Source organism: uncultured Marinobacter sp. (assembly GCF_947488835.1).
In the GTDB taxonomy this organism is placed as follows: Bacteria; Pseudomonadota; Gammaproteobacteria; order Pseudomonadales; family Oleiphilaceae; genus Marinobacter.
On the sequence record NZ_CANLBK010000001.1, the window covers coordinates 1,785,305 to 1,808,114 of the forward strand.

A 22,810-nucleotide genomic window follows, 5' to 3' on the forward strand; every position below is an offset into this window, starting at 1 on the left:
CTTCTCACCGCGATCCGGGAGAAGGTGTTTTTCTAGGCTCCCGTTAATTCTGTCTCACTCCTGGCGTGGTTATCCTGCGCCAGGCTGATACAGCGGAGGGAGCGGGCCTCCGGAGTCAAACAATAATGCAAGATCTCCTTTATTTCTCTCAGCAGCTCATTAACGGGCTTACGATCGGGAGTGCCTATGCCCTGATCGCCATCGGCTATACGATGGTTTACGGCATCATCGGCATGATTAACTTCGCCCATGGTGAGATCTACATGATCGGCGCCTACACCGCGCTCATCGCCATTACCGGCCTGACAGCTCTCGGCCTTGCCTGGCTTCCACTGATTCTTATCGTTGCGCTTCTGTGCGCCATGCTGGTTTCCAGTTCCATGGGCTGGGCAGTGGAACGAGTCGCCTACCGGCCAGTACGGGGCCGTCATCGCCTGATCCCATTGATCTCTGCAATCGGCATGTCCATCTTCCTGCAGAACTATGTTCACCTGGCCCAAGGTTCTCGCAACATTGGCTTTCCTGCGCTCATTGAAGGCGGCTTCAACTTCAGCGCCGATGGTGCGTTCGAGATGTCCCTCTCCTACATGCAAATCACCATATTCATAACCACCCTGATTTGCATGACAGCCCTGTCGCTTTTTATATCCCGCTCCCGTACCGGCCGTGCCTGCCGGGCAGTTTCGCAGGATATCGGCATGGCCAGCCTGCTGGGCATTGACACCAACCGCATCATTTCCGCCACCTTTATCATAGGTGCAGCACTGGCAGCCGTCGCCGGTCTGCTCCTTGGCATGTATTACGGTTCGGTTGACCCGCTATTTGGCTTCATTGCAGGGCTAAAAGCGTTTACCGCAGCCGTACTGGGAGGCATTGGCAGCATTCCCGGTGCCATGCTCGGCGGCCTGATTCTCGGGGTCTCGGAAAGCATGACATCTGGCTATCTCAGCGGTGAATACAAAGACGTGGTCTCATTCGGCCTGCTAATCCTCATACTGTTGTTCAAACCCACGGGCCTGCTCGGCAAACCGGAGGTTGAGAAGATCTGATGGCTGCTAACAACATGAGACACGCCCTGTTCTGCGCGATTGTCACACTCATTATTTCCTTCCCTATTCTTGGCCTTAGCCTCGAAGCCAAGGGCGTCAACATCACGCTCTCCGGCGCGAAAACCTCAACCTACGTCGCCATTGTGTTGGCTGCGGTTGCCGTGTTTGTGTTCCAAATCTTCCGTGACACATTCATGGGCGCACTGGGCAAACTACCCAACCTCAACCCGTTAGCCGGCAGGGAGCCGATGGAGCAAACAAAGCGGGTAAAGCTGGAATCCTGGCTACTGACCGGCATTGTGGTGTTTGCACTGTTCTGGCCATTCCTTGTGTCACGGGGCTCGGTGGATCTGGCGACGCTGGTACTGATCTATATCATGCTGGCACTCGGCCTTAACGTGGTCGTAGGCCTCGCGGGCCTGCTGGATCTCGGGTACGTGGCATTCTATGCGGTTGGTGCTTACACCTTCGCCCTGCTGTCCCAATACACGGGCATTTCATTCTGGATGGCTTTGCCCATTGGTGCGTTGCTGGCCGGGTTGACCGGGATGATTCTGGGTTTCCCGGTTTTGCGTCTCAGGGGGGACTATCTGGCGATCGTCACCCTGGGCTTTGGCGAGATCATCCGCATCCTGCTGAATAACTGGACAACCCTGACTGGCGGCCCCAATGGCATTGGTGGCATTCCTGAGCCTACCCTGTTTGGCATGGAGTTCGGCCGGCGCGTGAAGGAAGAAGGCAACACCTCCTTCCACGAAACCTTTGGCATTGCATACAGCGGCGAGCACAAGGTTATATTCCTGTATCTGATTGCGTTGGTGCTTGCAGTGATTACTGCACTGATCATCCGGCGCTTTATGCGGATGCCAGTTGGCCGAGCGTGGGAAGCCTTGCGCGAAGACGAAATCGCAGCTCGCTCCCTCGGCCTCAGCCGCACGGCGGTCAAGCTATCAGCCTTCACTATCGGTGCTTTCTTCGCCGGGTTCGCGGGCACTGTATTTGCTTCCAAGCAGGGCTTTATCAGCCCCGAATCTTTCGTGTTCCTTGAATCCGCCATCATTCTGGCAATCGTGGTTCTGGGCGGCATGGGGTCGCAGCTTGGCGTCATATTGGCGGCTATTGCGGTAACAATCCTGCCGGAACTGGCCCGGGAGTTTTCCGAGTACCGCATGCTTATTTTCGGCGCTGCCATGGTGCTGATGATGGTATGGCGTCCACAAGGTTTACTGCCTGTGCGCCGTATCCAAATCACACTGAACAAGCAGGGGTGACAGACAATGCTTGAAGTAAAAAATCTGTCCATGCGTTTTGGCGGCCTGCTGGCAGTTGACGGCGTTTCACTGGACGTACAGGAACGGGAAATCGTCTCGATCATCGGCCCTAACGGCGCCGGAAAAACCACCGTATTCAACTGCCTGAGCGGGTTCTACAAGCCCACGGGCGGCAAGGTGATTTTTGAAGGCAGGGAAATACAGGGCACTCCGGACTACAAAATTTCCCGCCTGGGCATGGTGCGAACCTTTCAACACGTGCGCCTGTTTACGCAGATGACCGTTGTGGAGAACCTGCTTGTAGCCCAGCACCGTCACCTCAACACCAACATGCTTGCTGGCCTGCTGGGCACCCCCAGCTACAAGGAACGGGAACAAAAAGCACTGGACCGAGCAGCCTACTGGCTGGAGCGCGTTGGTCTTCTGGACCTCGCCAACCGGGATGCAGGCAACCTGGCTTACGGCCAGCAGCGGCGGCTTGAAATTGCACGTTGCATGGTCACCGAGCCCAAACTGCTCATGCTCGACGAGCCTGCGGCTGGCCTGAACCCGGCGGAAACCAAAGAACTCAATCAGCTGATCGTGAGCCTGAAGGAGGACTACAACGTTTCCGTAGTGCTGATTGAGCACGACATGAGCCTGGTAATGGATATTTCAGACCGGATTAACGTCATCAACCAGGGCAAGCCCCTGGCTAGCGGCACACCGGAAGAAATCCGCCACAACGACGACGTGATCAAAGCTTACCTGGGCGAGGCCTGACCATGAGCATGCTAGTACTAGAAGATGTCCACACCCACTACGGCAAGATCGAGGCCCTCCACGGGGTTTCTGTTGAGGTTAACAAAGGTGAGATTGTCTCTTTGATCGGAGCCAACGGGGCCGGGAAAACCACCCTGCTGATGACAGTGTGCGGAATGCCTCAAGCCAGTTCCGGGCGCATCATTCTTGAGGGTCGGGATATCACCAATGAACCTACTGCGCAGATCATGCGCTCAGGTTTAGCGATAGTGCCCGAAGGTCGGCGTATATTCTCCGGCCTGACAGTTGAAGAGAACCTGCACATGGGCGGATTCTTCACCAGCAAATCCGAGATCCGCAAAAACCAGGCTCATGTATACGAACTTTTCCCTCGCCTCAAAGAGCGTGAGCATCAACGCGCAGGCACCATGTCGGGAGGCGAACAACAGATGCTGGCCATAGGCCGGGCGCTGATGAGCAACCCCCACATGATCATCCTGGATGAGCCGTCCCTTGGACTAGCGCCGCTGATCATCAAGCAGATCTTCGAGATCATCGGACACCTTCGTGATGAAGGTATTACCGTGTTCCTGGTGGAACAAAACGCGCACCAGGCACTGCATCTTGCAGATCGAGGATACGTGCTGGAAACGGGCAAGATACGTTTGCACGATACGGGCAAAAATTTGCTTGAAAACCCGGACGTGCAAAATGCCTATCTGGGGGGATAGCTAGTTTAACCAGGCCGAAGCTGGCGCATCACATGAGCCCGCTTCGGCTATCAAAGATCAGATATCTCTCTGCCACCCAGACTGCCCCGATCAAGAATCAGATCGTTTTCAACTCAGTGTGCAACTATTACAACCTTTGACAGTTAGTATTTTGAGCAAGTGTTAAAGTTCCCGCGGCCAGGGCATCAGCCCTACAGTTAAAATTTTTAGCGGGACAAAGAAACATGAAAAAAGCATTTGTAGCAGCAATACTTGCGGTCGGTCTAAGCGGTTGTTCAGCTGTAGCAATGAATTCCGGAAACACCGCCGACCTGAATCAAGTTGATTTCCAGAAAGAGTTCAAAACTGGAGAAGCCTGCGAAACTTCAGTTTTACTTTTTGGCCCGTTTGGCTACTCGTCTGTTGTCGACGCTGCCAAAAATGGCGGCATTTCCAAGGTCGAGGTAGTAGAACAGCGCTTCAACAGCTACATTCTATTTGGCCAACGCTGCACTGTGGTTTACGGCGAATAAAGAGCTCACTGATCTTACCAAACCGGAGCCTGCTCCGGTTTTTTTATACCTCCTTTTTATTTCAGCAACATGATAAAAATGAAATAGTCTGGCGAAATCAAATAGTCACAGAGGTATAGACTTGCCCTTGTCAAATCTGCACTATACTCAAGGCAACGGTCTTAATGCCTGTCTCCACGGGAGCCCGTCAGGGCCGTTCCCCACTGCCAGCAACCGAGCTGGCCATGTGGATTTTGCGACGACTGTATAAAATACAAAGGAGTGGATAATGAAAAAATTGATCGCAGGTGCAATTCTTCTGGGTGCCTCTTCCATGGCTTTCGCCCAACCTGGCTGTGGCGTTGGCGCCATGATCTGGAAAGGCCAATCAGGTATTGCTCCCCACGTACTGGCTGCTACGACTAACGGCACATTTGGCAACCAGACCTTCGGCATGACCTCCGGCACATTGGGCTGCACGACCAACGAGTCTGTTCAGTCAATGGCCATGTACATGGACAGCAACATCGATAAAGTAGCTCGCGATATGTCGCGCGGCAACGGCGAGAACCTGGAAACTCTGGCAGTTCTTCTGGGCGTTGAAGCAGCAGATCGTGGCGATTTCCGTCAGGTTCTGCAGGACAACTTCGCTGCTATCTTCCCAAGCTCCGACACCACTTCTGGTGAAGCAGTAGACGCAATCGTCGCTCTGCTGGAGAAGAATGAGTCGCTGAGCAAGTACGTAGCGGCCTAATAGCTATGCTGCAGGGATGCATCAAGCGCCAAGGATGGCGCGCTCCCCTCGCTTGAAAACACCCGACCGGAACTCGTATTTACCCATGGGCAACACGCTTCGCATTGGGCCAGTGGTGCTTTGGCTCTCCGTCAGTTTACCTCTGCAGGCTCAAACTCAAGCCAGTGACCTTCCGCTCCATCTGGATCCGGCCTGGCTCACGCTCATTCACTACCAACCCGACCTGCTCGGTAAGGGTCACACCAGCCAAGCCGACGACCCGGACTTTTTTCTGAGCGAAGAAGGCAAAACCTCTCCCAAGGCCGAGTTGGAAGCGACTCTGGAAGCTATACAGCAAACTGGTGGTGGCGATAACCATGCCCGATGTCGTTTCCCCGCACGGGATTCCTGGCTTCGCGAGCATCTTGATTTACCAACAACAGAAATAGAATGCCCCGGTTATGAAAAGTGGACCGAAACGCTAAATACTGAAAGCGTTACTCTGGTTTTTGCGGCGTCTTATCTGAACAGCCCATCGTCAATGTTCGGGCATACATTCCTGCGACTGGACCCGCCCCAGGAAGACGATCAAACCAATCTGCTGCTCGCCAATACAATTTCCTACGCGGCTGATGCCGCTGCCCACGACAGCGAACTGCTGTTTGCCTATCGTGGAATTTTCGGCGGTTACCCCGGTATTACAACTATTCAGCCCTATTACGAAAAAATCCGGCTCTACTCGGATATAGAGCACCGGGATCTCTGGGAATACAAACTGAACCTGAATCAGCAGGAAGTAAACTTCATGCTGGCTCATGCCTGGGAAATCCGGGACCGTAATTTTGACTACTACTTTTTCGATGAAAACTGCGCCTACCGCTTACTGGCACTCATCGACATTGCCCGCCCGGGCACCAACCTACTGGGCGAAGTCAGCACTCATGCCATACCATCCGACACCGTTCGCTGGGTAGTCGATAAAGACCTGGTTGACGAGGTGTACTACCGCGCATCAGCAGCCACGGCTGTGGCCCATAGTTTGTCTGCACTTCCGAAACCCCAACAGACTCTTGCCGCTGCAATCGCAAATGGCTACGTGGCTCCGAACAGCGACGAAGTACTTGCCCTACCACCTCAGGAACGGGCCCATCTGCTTGACGCTACATACGATTACGTACGCTATCAAAGCGAAGCAGATAGTTGGCCAAGAGAGGTCGCTGCGCCTTTATCCCATAGCCTGCTGCGCGAGCGCAGCAAAATTGACGGCGTAGCTTCCCTTGATCAACCACCAGAGCCACAGATTCGTGATGATCAAGGGCATGACACCTTCCGCGTAAGCTTGGGAGCCGGGCAACTGGACCACCGCGAGTTTACCCAACTCACGTTCCGGCCAGCCTATCACGACGTTCTTGATCCTCCGGCCGGCTATCGCAGCGGGGCCCAGCTACAATTCCTGCGGCTGGATGCTCGCTACTACACCAACAATGACGAACTGCAACTGGAACAGCTTACGGGTGTTGAAATCCGCTCCCTGAGCCCGAGAGATGCGTTTTTCTCGCCGTTATCCTGGCAAGTGGGCTTCGGTGGTCGCCGTACCGATACCGGTAACAAACGGGTTCTGGCGCCCTATCTCGAAGGCGGTGCGGGTGGAAGCTGGCGCATGGGCCAGCAAACACAGGCCTTCGCCGTCTTCACTGGCGATGTGGAAATCGATGACGACCTCCGTCGCGGCTACGACGCGGCACCCGGCGCTGACATCGGCCTTTTGCACCAGAACAACCAGTTCAGCCTGCTGGCCGGCGCAAAAACCAAAGCCTGGATTGTCAGCAGCCAACACCGGCAAGATCAACTTTACGCTAAGGGTGACTGGCACTTCGGCCGCGAATTCAGCCTCTTCGCTGAATTCACCCGAGAAGAACACTACGACAGGTACCAGAGCACATGGCACGCCGGATTCCACGCTTACTTCTGAAACCACACTCTCTGAAAGCGCCCCTGCTGGCGCTTTTGGTCACAGCCGCAGCCCTGCTACAAAGCGGCTGCAGCAGCCTGTTCTTCTTTCCGGACAGGAACACCTACATAACCCCCGACCGCCTCAACCTTAGCTACGAAAACGTCCACTTGGACACAGCCGACGGCGAAACCCTCCACGGTTGGTGGCTACCCGCCAAAGGCGAAGCACAAGGCACCGTCTACTTCCTCCACGGCAACGCCCAGAACATCAGCAGCCACCTGCTAAACATCGCCTGGCTGCCGGCTGAGGGCTATAACGTCTTCACCATCGACTACCGGGGCTACGGTAAATCAACAGGCGCACCAGACATAGAAGGCGCGCTGCATGATTCCGACACCGGTTTACGCTGGCTAGCCACAAAGGCAGAAACCCAAAATACCCCCATCTTCCTCCTCGGCCAAAGCCTCGGTGGTGCATTGGGGCTTACCCTCGCCAGCGAATGGGTACAAAGAAACGAAACCCCGGAACTCAACGGCGTCATCCTCGACGGCACCTTCTCCGGCTTCCGCGGCATCGCGAGAGAAAAGCTCTCCGAGTTCTGGCTAACCTGGGCCTTCCAGGTCCCCCTGAGCTGGACCATCCCGGATGACTACGAAGGCGTAGACCTTATTGCCAACATTAGCCCCACCCCCGTTATGATCATCCACAGCGTGCGTGATGGCATCATCCCTTTTCATCACGGGCAGGCGCTTTATGAAGCGGCTCGTGAGCCAAAGCAATTCCTTCCGACAGATACACCACATTCGGCTACGTTCATCATTCCTGCTTATAAGGAATCCGTACTGGAGTTTCTGAAGAAGAACTGATTTAGTAGGCGGCAGGCATAGGGGAGGGCTTTTCAAAACTGTGCGGAGCCAGGGATGGCGGAGCCAAGCGTACAGGGAAGTATTCACAGCGTGTTTTGAAAAGCCCTCCCCTATGCCTGCCATCTCCGAGCTAGAGTTCGGAAAACAAAAAACCCGCCAATCCATAGGAAAGGCGGGTTTTTACTAGCTGCTAACTATCAGTCAGAAAAGTCAGTCGGCTGCTCGCCTTCTTTCACTTCCTTCATAGACAGCTTCACACGGCCACGGTTATCAACATCCAGAACCTTAACCAGAACTTCCTGACCTTCGCTTAGCTCGTCAGTCACGTTCTCAATCCGGCGCTCGGAAATCTGGGAAATATGCACCAGACCATCCTTGCCAGGCAGAATGTTAACAAAGGCACCAAAGTCCACAATGCGCTCAACGCGACCCTTGTAGATAGCACCAACCTCAATCTCAGCAGTAATTTCCTTAACCCGGTTAACCGCTGCCTGAGCCGCTTCCTGGTTGTCTGCGTAGATCTTCACATTACCGTCGTCATCCAGATCAATGGACGCGCCAGTCTCGTCACAGATAGAACGGATCATAGAGCCGCCCTTACCGATAACGTCGCGGATCTTCTCCGGGTTGATCTTGATTGCGGTAATGCTCGGAGCGCGCGGAGACAACTCGGTGCGCGACTCAGAGATAACCTTGTTCATCTCAACCAGAATGTGCTGACGCGCTGCATAGGCCTGCTCAAGGGCAAGCTCCATGATCTCGTCAGTAATACCCTGAATCTTGATGTCCATCTGCAGAGCAGTAATACCGTCTTTGGTACCGGCAACCTTGAAGTCCATATCGCCCAGGTGATCCTCATCACCCAGAATGTCGGTCAGGATGGCAAACTTGTCGCCTTCCTTGACCAGACCCATGGCGATACCGGCAACTGCTGCCTTCAGCGGAACACCAGCATCCATCAACGCCAAGCTTGAACCACAAACAGACGCCATAGAACTGGAGCCGTTGGACTCAGTAATCTCGGACACCGAACGAACGGCATACGGGAATTCTTCCAAAGTCGGCATAACCGCCATCACACCGCGCTTGGCAAGACGGCCATGGCCAACTTCACGACGGCCAGGGGTGCCAACACGGCCCGCTTCACCTACCGAGTACGGAGGGAAGTTGTAATGGAACAGGAACGGGTCCTTACGCTCGCCTTCCAGAGCGTCGATGGTTTGCACGTCGCGGGAAGTACCCAGAGTCGTCGTAACGATTGCCTGGGTTTCACCACGGGTAAACAGAGCAGAACCGTGAACGCTTGGCAGAATGCCCACTTCGATTTCGATCGGACGAACGGTTTTGTTGTCACGGCCGTCGATACGTGGCTTACCATCGATTACCTGCTGGCGAACAACGGTCTTCTCAACTTTCCCGAAGTTCTTTTTGACTTCGTCTGCGGAAGGCTGGCCTTCCTCTTCGCCTGCAAGCTTTTCAACTGCAGCCGTTTTAATTTCACCAAGACGCGCGTAACGAGCCATTTTGTCGTGAATGCCATAGGCCTCTTCAATAGCACCGGCAAACTCAGACTTGATCGCGGCCAGCAGTTCGGTGTTTTCAGCAGCTGGCTGCCAATCCCAACGGGGCTTGCCATGTTCAGCGGCGAATTCTTTGATCGCTGTTACAGCAGTCTGCATTTCCTGGTGTGCAAACAGCACGCCACCCAGCATCTGATCTTCGCTCAGACCTTTGGCTTCGGATTCAACCATCAGAACCGCGTCTTCAGTACCCGCAACCACCATGTCCAGCAGGGAGGTTTTGAGATCTTCAAAACTCGGGTTCAGGAAGTAACCGCGCTCATTGGTGTAGCCAACACGGCTCGCACCAATAGGACCCGCGAAAGGAATACCAGAAATTGCCAGGGCAGCCGAAGCGGCCAACATAGCAGCGATATCCGGATCCTGTTGCTTGCTGGACGACATAACCGTACAGATAACCTGCGTCTCGTTCATATAGCCGTTCGGGAACAGCGGACGAATCGGACGGTCGATCAAACGGGATGTCAGAGTTTCTTTCTCGGAAGGACGACCTTCACGCTTGAAGAAACCGCCGGGGATTTTGCCCACGGCGTAGGTCTTTTCAAAATAGTTAACGGTCAGCGGGAAGAACGGCTGACCCGGCTTGGCTTCTTTGGCGCCAACAACAGTACCCAGAACCGAAATATCACCCACGGTGACCAGAACGGAACCTGTAGCCTGACGAGCAATACGGCCCGTTTCCAGAGTGACGGTTTCGCCACCCAGTTCAAATGATTTCTTACGCGGTTGCAGATCCACAACGAACTCCTGCGTTATCTGTTCAGAATGATTGAAGTGTGATTCTGAAGACACTCTGCCTGAAAGCTAACAGGCTGTTGTAAAACCCCGGCTGGATTATCGGTACGCTGACATCGCGTGCCGCCCGGGCTTTCAACAACCTGCTATCAAATTCAGCTTTCCAATACGACAGAAAAGCCCAGTCTCACAAAAGTACTCAATGCAGTGACAAAAAGCACAACCGGCAGGCCCCCTGAGGAACCCGCCGGCTGGTGACTACTTCCGGAACAATACCGGAGCAGCCGTCAGGTCGTAAGACCGGATTTAGCGACGCAGACCCAGGCGCTTGATCAGCTCCAGGTAACGGTCGCCGTTCTTCTTACGGAGGTAGTCCAGCAGCTTACGACGCTGGTTTACCATCCGAATAAGACCACGGCGGGAATGGTGATCCTGCTTGTTGATCTTGAAGTGGCCCTGCAGCTTATTGATGTTGGCGCTCAGCAGTGCAACCTGCACTTCCGGGGAGCCTGTATCACCTTCAGCTTGCTTATAATCTTGAACGATCTGTGCTTTTTCGCTGGCAGACAATGCCATAAATCACCTCAATGTTTGCGATGCTGTCAAATCCGGCCGAACCGCGCATCTCTACAGCCCGGCTAAACAGCGGTAAACCTAACGCTTTCCGCTGTCACTCACCAATCGACGAGGTACCAGTTTGGTTTCCTCGCCTTCCGGCAATGCTTCTGCCAGCCCTACAAAACCTTCGTTGCCATAAATGCGAACGAAGCCGTCGTAAGCCTGACCCGGTATTCTAACCGGTTGTCCATTCAATATCGACACCAACGGCTGCCCCGACAGACGGTGCTCCGGGAACATGGAGAGCGCTGCATCCGGTGCAACCAGAAGGCCATCCAGACTTTCATCACGCTCGCGCATCGCCTCTAAATCAGGCACTGCGTGTACATCCTCCAAGGTAAACCCTGCGGCCAGCGTGCGCCTGAGCTCAATTACATGAGCACCGCACCCCAAGACCTCGCCGATATCTTCGACGAGTGAGCGAATGTACGTACCTTTGGTGCACTTAACCGCAATATCCAGTTCATTTTCACGGACAGACAGAAGCTCAAGCTCATAAATGGTTACCGGACGTGCCGGGCGCTCAATTTCAATGCCTTCACGGGCATATTCATAGAGCGGACGTCCATTGTGCTTGAGCGCGGAATACATGGAAGGAACTTGCTGGATATCACCACGAAACTGCTCAAGCACAGGCTCAAGCACTTCCGGTGAAAGATTTTCTGGCACTGGTTTTGTAGCGACTACGGCGCCTTCACTGTCGCCGGTTTCGGTACGTTCACCGAGGCGCGCAGTGGCGATATAGGCTTTATCGCTATCCAGCATCATCTGGGAAAATTTTGTCGCTTCACCGAAACACAGGGGAAGCACGCCAGTTGCAAGCGGATCGAGGGCACCGGTATGGCCAGCCTTGGCAGCACCATAGAGACGCTTAACCTGCTGCAAAATGCCGTTGGAGGTGATACCCAACGGCTTATCGATTACCAGAATGCCATTAACTTCACGGCCTTTGCGTCTGCGGCTCAAGCGTTTGACTCCGGATTACTCTCGTTATCACCCTCATTGCCACCTTGGCTGGCATCATTCCGCTCAACGGCCGACTTGTCACCGACCGCTTCGCGAATGAGATTGTCCATTCGGCGGCTGTAGCCCTGGAGTGCGTCGAAGTGAAACCGAAGCTGCGGTATAACCCGCAATTTCATAGCTCTTCCCACTTGCCCCCGCAGGAACCCTGCTGCTCTGTTCAGCACAGAAATCGAGTCCACGACTTCAGGAGACTCAGCAGTGAGCTCCTCGGTAGTCAGCAGCGAGACATAGATGTCGGCGTAGCCAAGGTCACGACTGACCTTGACTGCATTAACCGTTACCATGCCTAACCGCGGATCCTTCACCTCACGCTGAATCAGCAGGGCAAGCTCACGCTGCATCTGATCGCCGATGCGATCAATACGACTGAACTCTCTAGGCATTAGGCCCCCGTGGATTCGAGCTTACGCTCGACCCTGACACGATCAAAGACTTCGATCTGGTCACCGACCTTCACATCGTAGCCCTTAACACCGATACCACACTCCATGCCGTTACGGACTTCAGGCACGTCATCCTTGAAGCGACGCAGGGATTCCAGCTCACCTTCAAAGATAACCACGTTGTCCCGCAGTACACGAATCGGTTTGTTCCGGTATACGTTGCCTTCGGTCACCATGCAGCCAGCTACCTGGCCAAACTTTGGTGAACGGAACACGTCACGAACGTCAGCAATACCGACGATGTCTTCGCGGAACTCAGGTGCCAGCATGCCGGTCAAGGCGCCCGTCACATCGTCCAGAAGGTTGTAGATGATGCTGTAGTAACGCAGATCCAGACCTTCCTGCTCAACTAACCGCTTGGATGCTGTATCAGCACGAACGTTGAAACCGAAGATAACAGCGCCGGTCGCCATCGCAAGGCTCACATCTGTCTCGGCAATACCACCAACGCCAGAAGATACAATTTTCACCTGTACTTCTTCGTTACCCAGGTCCTGCAACGACTTGGTGATCGCTTCCAGCGAACCGCGAACGTCTGTCTTCAGAACAACGTTGAGGGTTTTAACCTCGTCCTTGCCCATGTTCTCGAACAGGTTCTCCAGCTTGGCTGCTTGCGCCCGCTGTAAACGCTGCTCGCGCTCACGAATGTGGCGGAATTCAGCCAGTTCTTTCGCTTTGCGCTCATCGGCTACGGCAAAGAATTCATCGCCGGCGTTCGGCGTGCCGTTCAGGCCCAGAATCTCAACCGGAATTGAGGGGCCAGCTTCCTTGACTTGCTTACCGGCCTCATCGGTCATTGCACGAACCTTACCGAAGAAAGAACCAGCAACAACCATATCGCCCTGGCGCAGAGTACCGTTCTGAACCAGCACAGTGGCTACAGAACCACGGCCACGCTCGAGGCTGGATTCAACAACAACACCATTGGCAGGCGCATCAGGAGAAGCTTGCAGTTCAAGAATCTCGGCCTGCAGCAGAACCGCTTCCAGCAGAGTATCTACACCTTTGCCAGACTTTGCAGAGATGGGCACAAACTGCACATCACCACCCCAGTCTTCAGGGATAACTTCGATGGCAGCCAGTTCGTTCTTCACCCGATCCGGATCTGCCTGTTCCTTGTCCATCTTGGTGATAGCCACAACAATGGGCACACCGGCAGAGCGGGCATGCTGCACCGCTTCTTTGGTCTGCGGCATTACGCCATCATCGGATGCAACTACCAGGATAACGATATCCGTGCACTGGGCTCCGCGAGCGCGCATCGCGGTGAAAGCCGCGTGGCCCGGGGTATCCAGAAACGAAATCATGCCGTGGTCGGTTTCAACGTGGTAGGCACCAATGTGCTGCGTAATACCACCGGACTCACCTGAGGCAACCTTGGTACGCCGAATGTAATCCAACAGCGATGTCTTACCATGGTCAACGTGGCCCATTACACTCACAACAGGGGCACGCTTGGCCTTTTCCTGACCTTCCACTTTGAACTCGCTGAGCACGTCGTGCTCAAAGGCGTCATCACTAATCGGCTTGGCCTTGTGGCCCAACTCCTCAACAACCAGTGTCGATGTTTCCTGGTCCAGAGGTTGGTTAATGGTTGCCATCACGCCCATGCCCATCAATGCTTTGATGACATCACCGGATTTGACGGCCATCCGCTGGGCAAGATCCCCAACGGTAATCACTTCAGGAACTTCTACTTCTCTGACCATCGGTTTGGTCGGCCTCTCGAAGCCATGACGCTTCTCTTTGGGTTTCTTTTTCGCCCGCAGCGGTTTGCGCAGCGTGGTGTCATCATCATCATCCGAGACTACCAGCGGTGCATCTGAAGGACGACTGCGTGGCCCACGATGTCCAGCCTGCTTCTTCTTGGGCTTGCCATCTTCGGCATCGTCGCCACGTTCGCGAACTTTTTCTTTCTTTTTCTTGGGCTTGCGGTCTTTACCATCGCCCTCGGGCGGTGGCATCGGAATGTCTTCCGGAGCGACCACTGGCTCAGGCTCTGCCGCCTTCTTGGGCTCAGCCTTTTCAGCGGCAACCTGCTCTTCTGCAGCCGGCACTTCTGCCTTCGCTGCCTCTGAAGGAGCCTCTGTATCAGCCTGCGGAGCAGTCACTTTAGGCGTTTGCTCTGCCTCAGGCTGTTCCAACTTCTGCTCTTCCGGCAACTCTTCTGCTACTGGTGCGGGCGTTGCCACTTCTGGCTCCGGCTGCAGCTCCGCACGCTTAACATAAGTGCGGCGCTTGCGTACTTCCACGTTGACGGTCTTGGCTTTACCAGCCTTGAGCGTTGTTGTGGTCTTACGCTTAAGAGTAATCTTGTTCGGCTCAGCGCCTGCTTCACCGTGGGTCTTTCTCAGATAGGTCAGCAGCTGCTGCCTCTCATCACTGGATACAGCGTCGTTTTCCGAGCGGGCCTTCAGGCCAGCTTCCACGATCTGTTTCAGCAAACGATCCACGGGAGCGCCTACATCTTCGGCCAGTTGTTTTACCGTTACTTCAGCCATACTGGTCTCCTCCCGAATTAAGCCTGGTCTTCAAACCAGGGGGCGCGTGCTGCCATAATCAACTGGCCTGCACGCTCTTCATCCATACCTTCGATATCGAGCAAATCATCAACCGACTGCTCAGCCAGATCTTCCATGGTACGTACACCCATGCCGGCGAGTTTAAACGCCAGGCCACGATCCATTCCGTCCATGCCCAGAAGATCTTCTGCCGGTTCTGCACCGTCAAGAGCCTCTTCACTAGCCAGAGCCTGATTCAACAGGACATCTTTAGCACGGCGGCGCAGTTCGGTAACTGTGTCTTCATCAAAACCTTCAATTGCCAGCATTTCTTCCATGGGTACGTAGGCAACCTCTTCAATGGAGGTAAAGCCTTCATCGATGAGCACGCCGGCGAACTCTTCATCCACGTCAAGATGCTCGGTAAAGGTACCAACCAGAGTATTGTACTCCTGCTCCTGGCGTTCACCGGCCTCTTCTTCAGTCATAACGTTCAGAGTCCAGCCTGTCAGCTCGGTCGCCAGGCGCACGTTCTGCCCGTTACGACCTATAGCCTGCGCCAGGTTATCTGCCGCTACGGCTACTTCCATGGTGTGGCGATCTTCATCCATTACGATGGAGGCTACTTCAGCCGGGGACATCGCGTTAATAACCAGCTGTGCAGGGTTATCGTCCCACAGCACGATATCGACACGTTCACCGCCCAGTTCATTGGAAACAGCCTGAACACGGGAGCCACGCATACCTACACAAGCACCAACCGGGTCAATACGACGGTCGTTGGTTTTCACTGCAATCTTGGCGCGGGAGCCGGGATCACGGGCAGCACCACGGATCTCGATCAAATCTTCGGCAATCTCTGGAACTTCTATACGGAACAGCTCAACCAACATCTGCGGAGCCGAACGGCTAAGAATCAGCTGCGGACCACGGTGATCCGTACGGATTTCCAGCAAAAGCGAGCGAACCCGGTCGCCCATACGAAAGGTTTCGCGCGGGATCAGGTGCTCTCTGGGCAGCAAGGCTTCCGCATTAGCGCCAAGATCCACAATAACGTTATCCCGCGTAACCTTTTTGACGGTACCTGAAACGAGCTCACCAACGCGGTCGCGATAGCTGTCGACAATTTTGCTACGTTCAGCTTCACGAACCTTCTGGAAGATAATCTGCTTTGCAGCCTGAGCTCCGATGCGACCAAAGGCAACCGACTCCGCCTTCTCTTCGTAGGTATCGCCCGGCTTCAGCTCGGAATCAATTTCTTCAGCTTCCTGAAGTGTCAGCTCGGTGCCCAGAGCGGGTACCGCATCGTTGTCAACAATCAGCCAGCGACGGAAAGTTTCATACTCTCCGGTACGACGATCGATGGATACGCGAACATCCGACTCTTCATCTTCGTAGCGTTTTTTTGCAGCGGTGGCCAGTGCCAGCTCGATTGCCTCGAAAATCACTTCCTTCTCGACGCCTTTTTCGTTCGAGACGGCCTCAACTACCAGCAAGATCTCTTTACTCATTGGATTGCCCTGCCCTGAAAATAAACTGTGCATCTACTGAGTTGTTCAAATAGCTCACTCGAATACCGGAATGATTTGGGCCTTTTCAATGCTGTCAAAAGGCAACAGATATTCGTGATCGTCTACAACAATCACGACTTCGTCGCCTTCCACACCTTTTATAAGCCCTTGAAACTTGCGCCGACCTTCAAACGCCATGCGCAAGCGAATTTGTACTTGATGCCCCACAAACGCCTGATACTGCTCAGGCCGGAACAATGGCCGATCCATTCCCGGTGACGAAACCTCAAGCGTGTATTCTGTCTGGATGGGATCTTCCACATCCATAACACCACTGATCTGGCGGCTGACTTTCTCGCAGTCGTCGATACCAATGCCCTTCTCGGCATCGTCTATAAAAACCCGCAGCATGGATTGATAGCCCTTGGAGCGATACTCAATACCCCAATACTCGTAACCCAAACCTTCGACCACAGGGCGAAGAATGTCTTCCAATTGTTTAAGCTTGCCTGACAAGTTAGGCGGTCTCCGTATGAAATTTACCGGCCCAAAAACAAAAAAAGGGCTGTTGATCAGCCCTTTTTACGCACCAGGGCCTGTTGCGCCAGGCCCCTTAATCAAAAAGCCCCGATAACCGGGGCCTTTTGTTGCAAGAACTCGCAGGAAGCAAACCGGTATACCGCTTCCTGCTGACAGACACCTGGCCTGCCAGAAACCCGACAACAAAAGATGCCAGACTTCAATATCCGCCGGAGTATAGAGACGCCGAACGGACTGGTCAAGGACTGCTCAAAAAAACGGCCTGGATAATCCAAGCCGTTTTCTCTCTTAATTGGTGCCCAAGGCCGGACTCGAACCGGCACAGCTTTCGCCACTACCCCCTCAAGATAGCGTGTCTACCAGTTCCACCACTTGGGCAACACCTTACTCGAGCTCGGGGAGTTCAGACGCCCCGCTCCCGGTTTCGCTTTCAGCAGCATCTTGAGCAGGAGTTTGACGAGATTCCTTAACAGTCGGAATACCGGCCTCTCCAGCCACTTCAGCGCGCTGCTTGGCAAATACTGCCAGCGAAAAACTTGTTACAAAAAACACGATTGCAAGCAAGGTTGTCATGCGGGTCAGAAAACTGCCACTGCCCTGACTACCGAATACAGTTTGCGACGCGCCGCCACCGAAGGCTGCACCTGCGTCCGCACCTTTGCCTTGCTGGATCAGAACAAGACCCACCAGCGCCACCGCGATCACCACGTGCACAACGACTACTAGTGTCTCCATCCAATCCATATCGATTCTCGCAAACCTTTAACTTTATGCACCCGCCGGGACACCCCGGCAAATACTAACAAAATCTTCCGCGACCAGCGACGCGCCACCAATTAAACCGCCGTCTATATCGGGCTCAGAAAAAAGCGCCGGTGCATTATCCGCTTTTACACTGCCGCCGTAAAGCAATGAAATTTCTTCGGCCGGGGCACCCATATCTTTAAGGACACCGCGTATTGACGCGTGCATTGCCTGAGCGTCATCTGCGGTCGCCGTTTTACCGGTACCAATTGCCCAAACCGGCTCGTAGGCGACTACGATATTCTGCCAAGCCCTACCATCTGCTGCGCAAGCAACTGATGCCAACCCAGCACGCACCTGGCCGGCAACGACCGCTTCTGCTTGCCCGGACTCACGCTCTTCAAGCGACTCGCCAACGCACACTATAGCCGTTAAACCACTGGCGAGTGCAAGTGACACCTTTTCCGCGACTTGCTCGTCGGTTTCACCGAAAAGCTGACGACGCTCTGAGTGCCCAACCAGCACATAGCGACAGCCGGCATCTTTTGCCATTTCCGCAGAAATCTCTCCGGTATAGGCGCCTGACTGCCACCGCCCTACATTCTGGACGCCAACTGAAACTGCATCCTGAGCCAGCCTCAACACATCCCCGACATAAAGTGCGGGAGGAATAATAACAACCTCCACGCCATTATCAAGAGATCCGGTCTCAGACCGGACATAGCCAACCAGTTTTTCCGAAAGGTCTTTCGACCCGTTCATTTTCCAGTTACCGGCTACAATCCTGCGACGCATAACAGTTCCCGAATGTAAGGGAGGGCGCACTATACAGCAGTCCCTCATAACAGACAACCGCCTGAAATCAACAAAATCAGGGCGTTGAGTTTTCTACAACTTTCACCAGTTTTTCCACAACGCGACGTATATCATCGGCACTCCGGCCTTCCGCCATCACGCGAATCAAGGGCTCAGTTCCCGATGCCCGCAGCAAAATCCTGCCTGCATCACCAAGCTCCAGCTCTGCGCTCTTCACGGCCTCGACAATATCCGCACGACTAAATGGATCAAAACGCTGCTCTACACGCACGTTAATCATGGTCTGGGGCAACTTACTCATGCCTTTACGCATCTCAGCAAGCGTTTTTCCAGACTTCCAGATAGACAATAGAACCTGAAGCGCCGAGACGATACCGTCACCGGTGCTGGTGCAATCCCGGATGACCATATGCCCGGAGCCCTCGCCACCAAGCACCCAATCATTTGCGATCAGCCGCTCCATGACATAGCGATCGCCAACATTGGCACGCTCGAACGATATTCCCATTTCTGTCAGCGCCAACTCAACCCCAAGGTTGGTCATCAGCGTGCCGACCACGCCACCCTTCAGGCGACCCTCTTCAAACCTTTGAGCAGCCATTACATACAGCAGCTCATCACCGTCAACTTCGGAACCGTCGCGATCAACCATCAACACCCGGTCGCCATCTCCATCGAAGGCTATACCCAAGTCCGCATCTTTATCGATAACTGCCTGCTTCAGGGCACCAAGATGCGTAGACCCGACATTCAGATTAATGTTCAGCCCGTCTGGCTCAGCACCAATAACAAACACCTTGGCACCCAGCTCACGGAACACTTTTGGCGCTACGTGGTAAGTCGCGCCGTGCGCGCAATCCAGAACAATCTTCATGCTCTCAAGCGTGAACTCGTTTGGAACCGTGCTCTTGCAAAATTCAACGTAACGCCCTGGCGCATCCTCTACTCTCGAGGCCTTACCCAACTCTCCCGGGCCACAGACCTCAATAGGCGTCTCTAGCCAGCGCTCAATTTCCGCCTCCAAAGCATCATCGAGCTTGGTACCCTCAGCGGAGAAGAACTTGATGCCGTTATCGTGATGGGGATTGTGGGAAGCACTGATCACAATACCTGCCGACGCCCGAAATGTTCGCGTCAAGTAAGCAATCGCTGGCGTAGGCATAGGGCCCAGCAGCCTTACATCCACGCCTGCCGCCGATAAGCCCGCCTCAAGTGCAGACTCGAACATATAACCTGACAAGCGGGTATCCTTGCCAATCAGCACGCTGTTGCGCTGACCGGTTTTTTTGAAAGCCTGCCCAGCTGCCCAGCCCAGATGCAACATAAACTCCGGCGTAATCGGGTGCTCACCAACCCTGCCGCGTATGCCGTCCGTACCAAAATACTTTCTTCCGGCCATTAACCTGCCCCCTTTACGGCCGTCGCAATCTTGACGGCATCCATAGTTTCCCTGACGTCGTGCACACGAATAATACTGGCACCTTTCATTACAGATATTGTCGCGGCCGCGAGGCTCGCCGGCAACCTTTCATCAACATCTCGGCCCGTAATATGACCAAGCATGGACTTTCGGGACATGCCGACCAGCAAGGGATGCCCCAATGCCCGCAGCTGTTCCAGATTGGCAAGCAGGCGTAAATTATGCTCAAGATCTTTCCCGAACCCAAAGCCCGGGTCCAGAATAATGTTCTCAGCGGAAATTCCAGCTTGCGCAGCAAGGCGAACGCGCCGGGTTAAAAACTCCCCGACCTCTCGCATTACATTCTGATATTCGGGGCGCTCCTGCATGGTTTGCGGCTCGCCCTGAATGTGCATAATACAAACAGGCACAGCGGCAGCTGCTGCCGCAGCCAACGCCCCCTCTCTTTGTAGTGCGCGCACATCGTTAATAAGCCCGGCCCCCAGTTCTACCACCTGCGCCATCACTGCCGGAGTACTGGTATCCACAGAAACGACCACATCGAGCTCACGCGAAATCGCCTCAACCACGGGACAAACCCGATCAAGCTCCTCCTGAGCCGACACAATCGCCGCACCAGGCCGGGTTGACTCACCACCAACATCAATAAATGCAGCGCCGTCAGCAACCATCTGGCGGGCTTTCAGAAGCGCCACATCAAGCTGATTGAACCGACCGCCATCGGAGAATGAATCTGGCGTCACGTTGAGAATACCCATTACATGGCAACGGGACATATCCAACGTTCGTCCGGCAAACTTCATTTCCATAAAAAACCTTTCTGGACTGGCATACCTGAACCGGGGAAACAGCAACTTGCAAAAACAAACGCCGCCCGTAAGCAGGGCGGCGTTAATCAGCTAAAGCGCTTTGAAGCCAGGAAGCTTAGTGCTCTCCCGCCGGGCGACCAACATCTGGCCGCTTGCCATCTTCAGCGGGATTGGATTCAGAAGCAGTGCCGGAACCGCCAGCTTTGGCGCCCCCTGCAGACCCTCTGTCATCCCAGCCTTTGGGCGGGCGCGGGGTACGACCTTCCATGATGTCATCGATCTGATGACGATCAATGGTCTCGTACTTCATCAAAGCCTCAGCCATGGCATCCAGCTTATCCCGGTTTGCGACCAGAATCTCTGTTGCCTTCTCATAGCAAGTATCAATGATGTTTCTTACTTCCTCATCAATGCGCTGCGCCGTTTCAGGAGAGTAAACAGTTTGCGCCTGGCCTGCAGAACGACCAAGGAACGGCTCCTCGCTGTCGGTATCGTACTGCAAAGGCCCAAGCTTCTCAGACAATCCCCAACGAGTGACCATATTACGGGCCAGACTGGTGGCACGCTCGATGTCATTCGAGGCACCGGTGGTAACGCCGTCAAAGCCCAAGGTCAACTCCTCTGCAATACGCCCGCCAAACAGGCTGCAAATGGAGCTAATCAAGAAGCGCTTACTGTGGCTGTACCTGTCCTCTTCGGGCAGGAACATAGTTACACCCAGAGCGCGGCCACGAGGAATGATGCTCACCTTGTAAACCGGATCATGCTCGGGCATCAACCGGCCTACAATCGCGTGACCCGCCTCGTGGAACGCCGTATTCAGCTTTTCCTTTTCGCTCATCACCATGGACTTGCGCTCAGCGCCCATCATGATTTTGTCTTTCGCGAGCTCAAACTCTTCCATGGAAACCAGGCGCATGTTCCGACGAGCCGCAAAGAGCGCTGCCTCGTTAACCAGGTTCGCCAGGTCGGCACCGGAGAAGCCCGGAGTACCGCGCGCAATCAACGCAGGTTCAACACCTTCATCCAGGGGCACTTTTTTCATGTGCACCTTGAGGATTTGCTCGCGACCGATGATATCTGGCAAGCCAACAACCACTTGGCGATCGAAACGACCTGGTCGCAGCAGCGCCGGATCCAGAACGTCCGGACGGTTAGTAGCCGCAATAACGATAACGCCTTCGTTACCCTCAAAGCCGTCCATTTCAACCAGCAACTGGTTCAGGGTCTGTTCACGCTCGTCGTGACCACCGCCCATACCCGCGCCACGATGGCGACCGACCGCATCAATTTCATCAATAAAGATGATGCAAGGGCTCTGCTTCTTCGCCTGCTCAAACATGTCCCGCACGCGCGATGCACCAACACCAACAAACATCTCAACGAAGTCCGAACCGGAAATCGAGAAGAAAGGAACCTTGGCTTCGCCAGCAATGGCCTTGGCCAACAGGGTTTTACCTGTACCCGGTTGCCCCACCATCAATACGCCTTTGGGAATGCTGCCACCCAGACGCTGGAACTTGCTGGGATCCCGAAGGAAGTCCACCAGCTCCTTAACATCCTCTTTGGCTTCATCCACACCGGCCACATCAGCGAAGGTGGTTTTGATTTGATCTTCGCTCATCAGGCGCGCTTTGCTCTTGCCGAACGACATGGGGCCTTTGCCGCCACCGCCGCCCTGCATCTGCCGCATGAAGAACACAAACAGCGCAATAATGATCAGAATCGGGAAAGCCGCGACCAGCAGCTGCGTCCACAGGCTCTGGCGCTCGGGCTCTTTGCCGATGACCTCCACCTTGTTCGCCAGCAGATCGTCCATCAGCTTGTTATCCGCCACCTGGGGCCGAATTGTCTGAAACTGGGAACCATCGCCACGGGTGCCCTGGATTTCCAGGCCATCAATAGTGACTTTGTTGACCTGACCCTGCTGGACCATTTCAACGAATTGGGAGTAATTGACTTGCTGACCGGTGGTGGTGGGAGAGAAATTCTGAAACACCATCAACAGTACAGCGGCTATTATCAGCCAGAGAACCAGATTTTTTGCCATATCGTTCAAGGATCATCACCTGTGAATTGAAGAGCAGGCCATCGAAGGAACTACTCTTTTCTGACACCTTACACCAATTATACGTCTATCCACCAGAAACGGCCCACCCGTAACGGCCACAGAAAAACGTAGCTGCGGATCAACCTGAAAACGTTCCTGAACGCCGGATAAATCCCCATGT

Annotated in this window: 20 protein-coding genes and 1 tRNA gene; 8 read left to right on the forward strand and 13 right to left on the reverse strand. The window is 54.3% G+C overall.

All coding sequences use genetic code 11. From position 1 onward, the window contains the following. Positions 1-125: 125 nt before the first annotated feature. From livH to Q0824_RS08300, 8 genes are all read left to right on the forward strand, one after another. A complete protein-coding gene (livH, locus tag Q0824_RS08265; RefSeq protein ID WP_200202951.1) occupies positions 126-1,049 on the forward strand; it encodes a high-affinity branched-chain amino acid ABC transporter permease LivH in 924 nt (307 codons plus the stop codon). Next, positions 1,049-2,320, forward strand: a complete 1,272-nt coding sequence (gene livM, locus Q0824_RS08270; RefSeq protein WP_298449226.1) for a high-affinity branched-chain amino acid ABC transporter permease LivM — start codon at positions 1,049-1,051, stop codon at positions 2,318-2,320. Before livH ends, livM begins: the two co-directional genes overlap by 1 nt. Before the next feature lie 6 nt (positions 2,321-2,326). Then, the gene (gene livG, locus Q0824_RS08275) at positions 2,327-3,082 is read left to right on the forward strand and encodes a high-affinity branched-chain amino acid ABC transporter ATP-binding protein LivG (protein WP_298449228.1); all 756 of its coding nucleotides are present in this window, start codon (positions 2,327-2,329) and stop codon (positions 3,080-3,082) included. A gap of 8 nt (positions 3,083-3,090) precedes the next feature. Continuing rightward, the gene (locus tag Q0824_RS08280; RefSeq protein ID WP_298449580.1) at positions 3,091-3,792 is read left to right on the forward strand and encodes an ABC transporter ATP-binding protein; all 702 of its coding nucleotides are present in this window, start codon (positions 3,091-3,093) and stop codon (positions 3,790-3,792) included. A gap of 224 nt (positions 3,793-4,016) precedes the next feature. After that, on the forward strand, positions 4,017-4,304 hold the full coding sequence (locus Q0824_RS08285) for a TRL domain-containing protein (RefSeq protein WP_298449230.1): 288 nt from the start codon (positions 4,017-4,019) through the stop codon (positions 4,302-4,304). A 268-nt stretch (positions 4,305-4,572) separates the two neighbouring features. Continuing rightward, positions 4,573-5,037, forward strand: a complete 465-nt coding sequence (locus Q0824_RS08290) for a DUF3015 domain-containing protein (protein ID WP_298449232.1) — start codon at positions 4,573-4,575, stop codon at positions 5,035-5,037. 85 nt (positions 5,038-5,122) lie between these two features. Continuing rightward, positions 5,123-6,988 (forward strand): DUF4105 domain-containing protein, encoded by a 1,866-nt coding sequence (locus Q0824_RS08295; RefSeq protein ID WP_298449234.1) that lies wholly within the window; start codon positions 5,123-5,125, stop codon positions 6,986-6,988. Beyond that, positions 6,958-7,836, forward strand: a complete 879-nt coding sequence (locus tag Q0824_RS08300; RefSeq protein ID WP_298449236.1) for an alpha/beta hydrolase — start codon at positions 6,958-6,960, stop codon at positions 7,834-7,836. Before Q0824_RS08295 ends, Q0824_RS08300 begins: the two co-directional genes overlap by 31 nt. Before the next feature lie 197 nt (positions 7,837-8,033). Here Q0824_RS08300 and pnp read toward each other — a convergent pair whose 3' ends face one another. From pnp to ftsH, 13 genes are all read right to left on the reverse strand, one after another. Continuing rightward, positions 8,034-10,154: a polyribonucleotide nucleotidyltransferase gene (pnp, locus tag Q0824_RS08305; RefSeq protein ID WP_298449238.1), complete on the reverse strand. Its 2,121-nt coding sequence runs from the start codon at positions 10,152-10,154 to the stop codon at positions 8,034-8,036. 303 nt (positions 10,155-10,457) lie between these two features. Then, positions 10,458-10,727 carry a 30S ribosomal protein S15 gene (rpsO, locus tag Q0824_RS08310; RefSeq protein ID WP_298449240.1) on the reverse strand — a complete coding sequence of 90 codons (270 nt, stop codon included), beginning with the start codon at positions 10,725-10,727 and terminating at the stop codon, positions 10,458-10,460. Between the two features lie 78 nt (positions 10,728-10,805). Further along, a complete protein-coding gene (gene truB, locus Q0824_RS08315; RefSeq protein ID WP_298449242.1) occupies positions 10,806-11,735 on the reverse strand; it encodes a tRNA pseudouridine(55) synthase TruB in 930 nt (309 codons plus the stop codon). Continuing rightward, positions 11,732-12,178: a 30S ribosome-binding factor RbfA gene (gene rbfA / locus Q0824_RS08320; protein ID WP_298449244.1), complete on the reverse strand. Its 447-nt coding sequence runs from the start codon at positions 12,176-12,178 to the stop codon at positions 11,732-11,734. The genes truB and rbfA overlap by 4 nt, the downstream gene beginning before the upstream one ends. Next, positions 12,178-14,739 (reverse strand): translation initiation factor IF-2, encoded by a 2,562-nt coding sequence (infB, locus tag Q0824_RS08325; RefSeq protein ID WP_298449246.1) that lies wholly within the window; start codon positions 14,737-14,739, stop codon positions 12,178-12,180. Before infB ends, rbfA begins: the two co-directional genes overlap by 1 nt. A 17-nt stretch (positions 14,740-14,756) precedes the next feature. Next, positions 14,757-16,250: a transcription termination factor NusA gene (nusA, locus tag Q0824_RS08330; protein WP_298449248.1), complete on the reverse strand. Its 1,494-nt coding sequence runs from the start codon at positions 16,248-16,250 to the stop codon at positions 14,757-14,759. A 54-nt stretch (positions 16,251-16,304) separates the two neighbouring features. Then, positions 16,305-16,766 (reverse strand): ribosome maturation factor RimP, encoded by a 462-nt coding sequence (gene rimP, locus Q0824_RS08335; protein WP_298449250.1) that lies wholly within the window; start codon positions 16,764-16,766, stop codon positions 16,305-16,307. Positions 16,767-17,083: 317 nt separating this feature from the next. Beyond that, positions 17,084-17,168, reverse strand: a tRNA-Leu gene (locus tag Q0824_RS08340). Positions 17,169-17,174: 6 nt separating this feature from the next. Further along, positions 17,175-17,534, reverse strand: coding sequence for a preprotein translocase subunit SecG (secG, locus tag Q0824_RS08345; protein ID WP_298449252.1), 360 nt, complete (start codon positions 17,532-17,534; stop codon positions 17,175-17,177). Positions 17,535-17,558: 24 nt separating this feature from the next. Continuing rightward, entirely contained in the window at positions 17,559-18,329 is a 771-nt protein-coding gene (gene tpiA, locus Q0824_RS08350; protein WP_298449254.1) for a triose-phosphate isomerase, read from the reverse strand. A gap of 76 nt (positions 18,330-18,405) precedes the next feature. After that, positions 18,406-19,749, reverse strand: a complete 1,344-nt coding sequence (gene glmM / locus Q0824_RS08355; RefSeq protein WP_298449256.1) for a phosphoglucosamine mutase — start codon at positions 19,747-19,749, stop codon at positions 18,406-18,408. Beyond that, the gene (folP, locus tag Q0824_RS08360) at positions 19,749-20,579 is read right to left on the reverse strand and encodes a dihydropteroate synthase (RefSeq protein WP_298449258.1); all 831 of its coding nucleotides are present in this window, start codon (positions 20,577-20,579) and stop codon (positions 19,749-19,751) included. The genes glmM and folP overlap by 1 nt, the downstream gene beginning before the upstream one ends. A gap of 115 nt (positions 20,580-20,694) precedes the next feature. Next, positions 20,695-22,638 carry an ATP-dependent zinc metalloprotease FtsH gene (gene ftsH / locus Q0824_RS08365; RefSeq protein ID WP_298449260.1) on the reverse strand — a complete coding sequence of 648 codons (1,944 nt, stop codon included), beginning with the start codon at positions 22,636-22,638 and terminating at the stop codon, positions 20,695-20,697. Positions 22,639-22,810: the final 172 nt, after the last annotated feature.

What these genes read in the sequence shown, in the direction of transcription:
- secG (WP_298449252.1), bottom strand. Translation starts at nt 17,534, where the DNA reads ATGGATTGGATGGAGACACTAGTAGTCGTTGTGCACGTGGTGATCGCG.
- folP (WP_298449258.1), bottom strand. Translation starts at nt 20,579, where the DNA reads ATGGAAATGAAGTTTGCCGGACGAACGTTGGATATGTCCCGTTGCCAT.
- nusA (WP_298449248.1), bottom strand. Translation starts at nt 16,250, where the DNA reads ATGAGTAAAGAGATCTTGCTGGTAGTTGAGGCCGTCTCGAACGAAAAA.
- tpiA (WP_298449254.1), bottom strand. Translation starts at nt 18,329, where the DNA reads ATGCGTCGCAGGATTGTAGCCGGTAACTGGAAAATGAACGGGTCGAAA.
- rbfA (WP_298449244.1), bottom strand. Translation starts at nt 12,178, where the DNA reads ATGCCTAGAGAGTTCAGTCGTATTGATCGCATCGGCGATCAGATGCAG.
- Q0824_RS08280 (WP_298449580.1), top strand. Translation starts at nt 3,091, where the DNA reads ATGCTAGTACTAGAAGATGTCCACACCCACTACGGCAAGATCGAGGCC.
- infB (WP_298449246.1), bottom strand. Translation starts at nt 14,739, where the DNA reads ATGGCTGAAGTAACGGTAAAACAACTGGCCGAAGATGTAGGCGCTCCC.
- Q0824_RS08295 (WP_298449234.1), top strand. Translation starts at nt 5,123, where the DNA reads ATGGGCAACACGCTTCGCATTGGGCCAGTGGTGCTTTGGCTCTCCGTC.
- Q0824_RS08285 (WP_298449230.1), top strand. Translation starts at nt 4,017, where the DNA reads ATGAAAAAAGCATTTGTAGCAGCAATACTTGCGGTCGGTCTAAGCGGT.
- livH (WP_200202951.1), top strand. Translation starts at nt 126, where the DNA reads ATGCAAGATCTCCTTTATTTCTCTCAGCAGCTCATTAACGGGCTTACG.
- glmM (WP_298449256.1), bottom strand. Translation starts at nt 19,749, where the DNA reads ATGGCCGGAAGAAAGTATTTTGGTACGGACGGCATACGCGGCAGGGTT.
- Q0824_RS08300 (WP_298449236.1), top strand. Translation starts at nt 6,958, where the DNA reads ATGGCACGCCGGATTCCACGCTTACTTCTGAAACCACACTCTCTGAAA.
- livG (WP_298449228.1), top strand. Translation starts at nt 2,327, where the DNA reads ATGCTTGAAGTAAAAAATCTGTCCATGCGTTTTGGCGGCCTGCTGGCA.
- livM (WP_298449226.1), top strand. Translation starts at nt 1,049, where the DNA reads ATGGCTGCTAACAACATGAGACACGCCCTGTTCTGCGCGATTGTCACA.
- Q0824_RS08290 (WP_298449232.1), top strand. Translation starts at nt 4,573, where the DNA reads ATGAAAAAATTGATCGCAGGTGCAATTCTTCTGGGTGCCTCTTCCATG.
- rpsO (WP_298449240.1), bottom strand. Translation starts at nt 10,727, where the DNA reads ATGGCATTGTCTGCCAGCGAAAAAGCACAGATCGTTCAAGATTATAAG.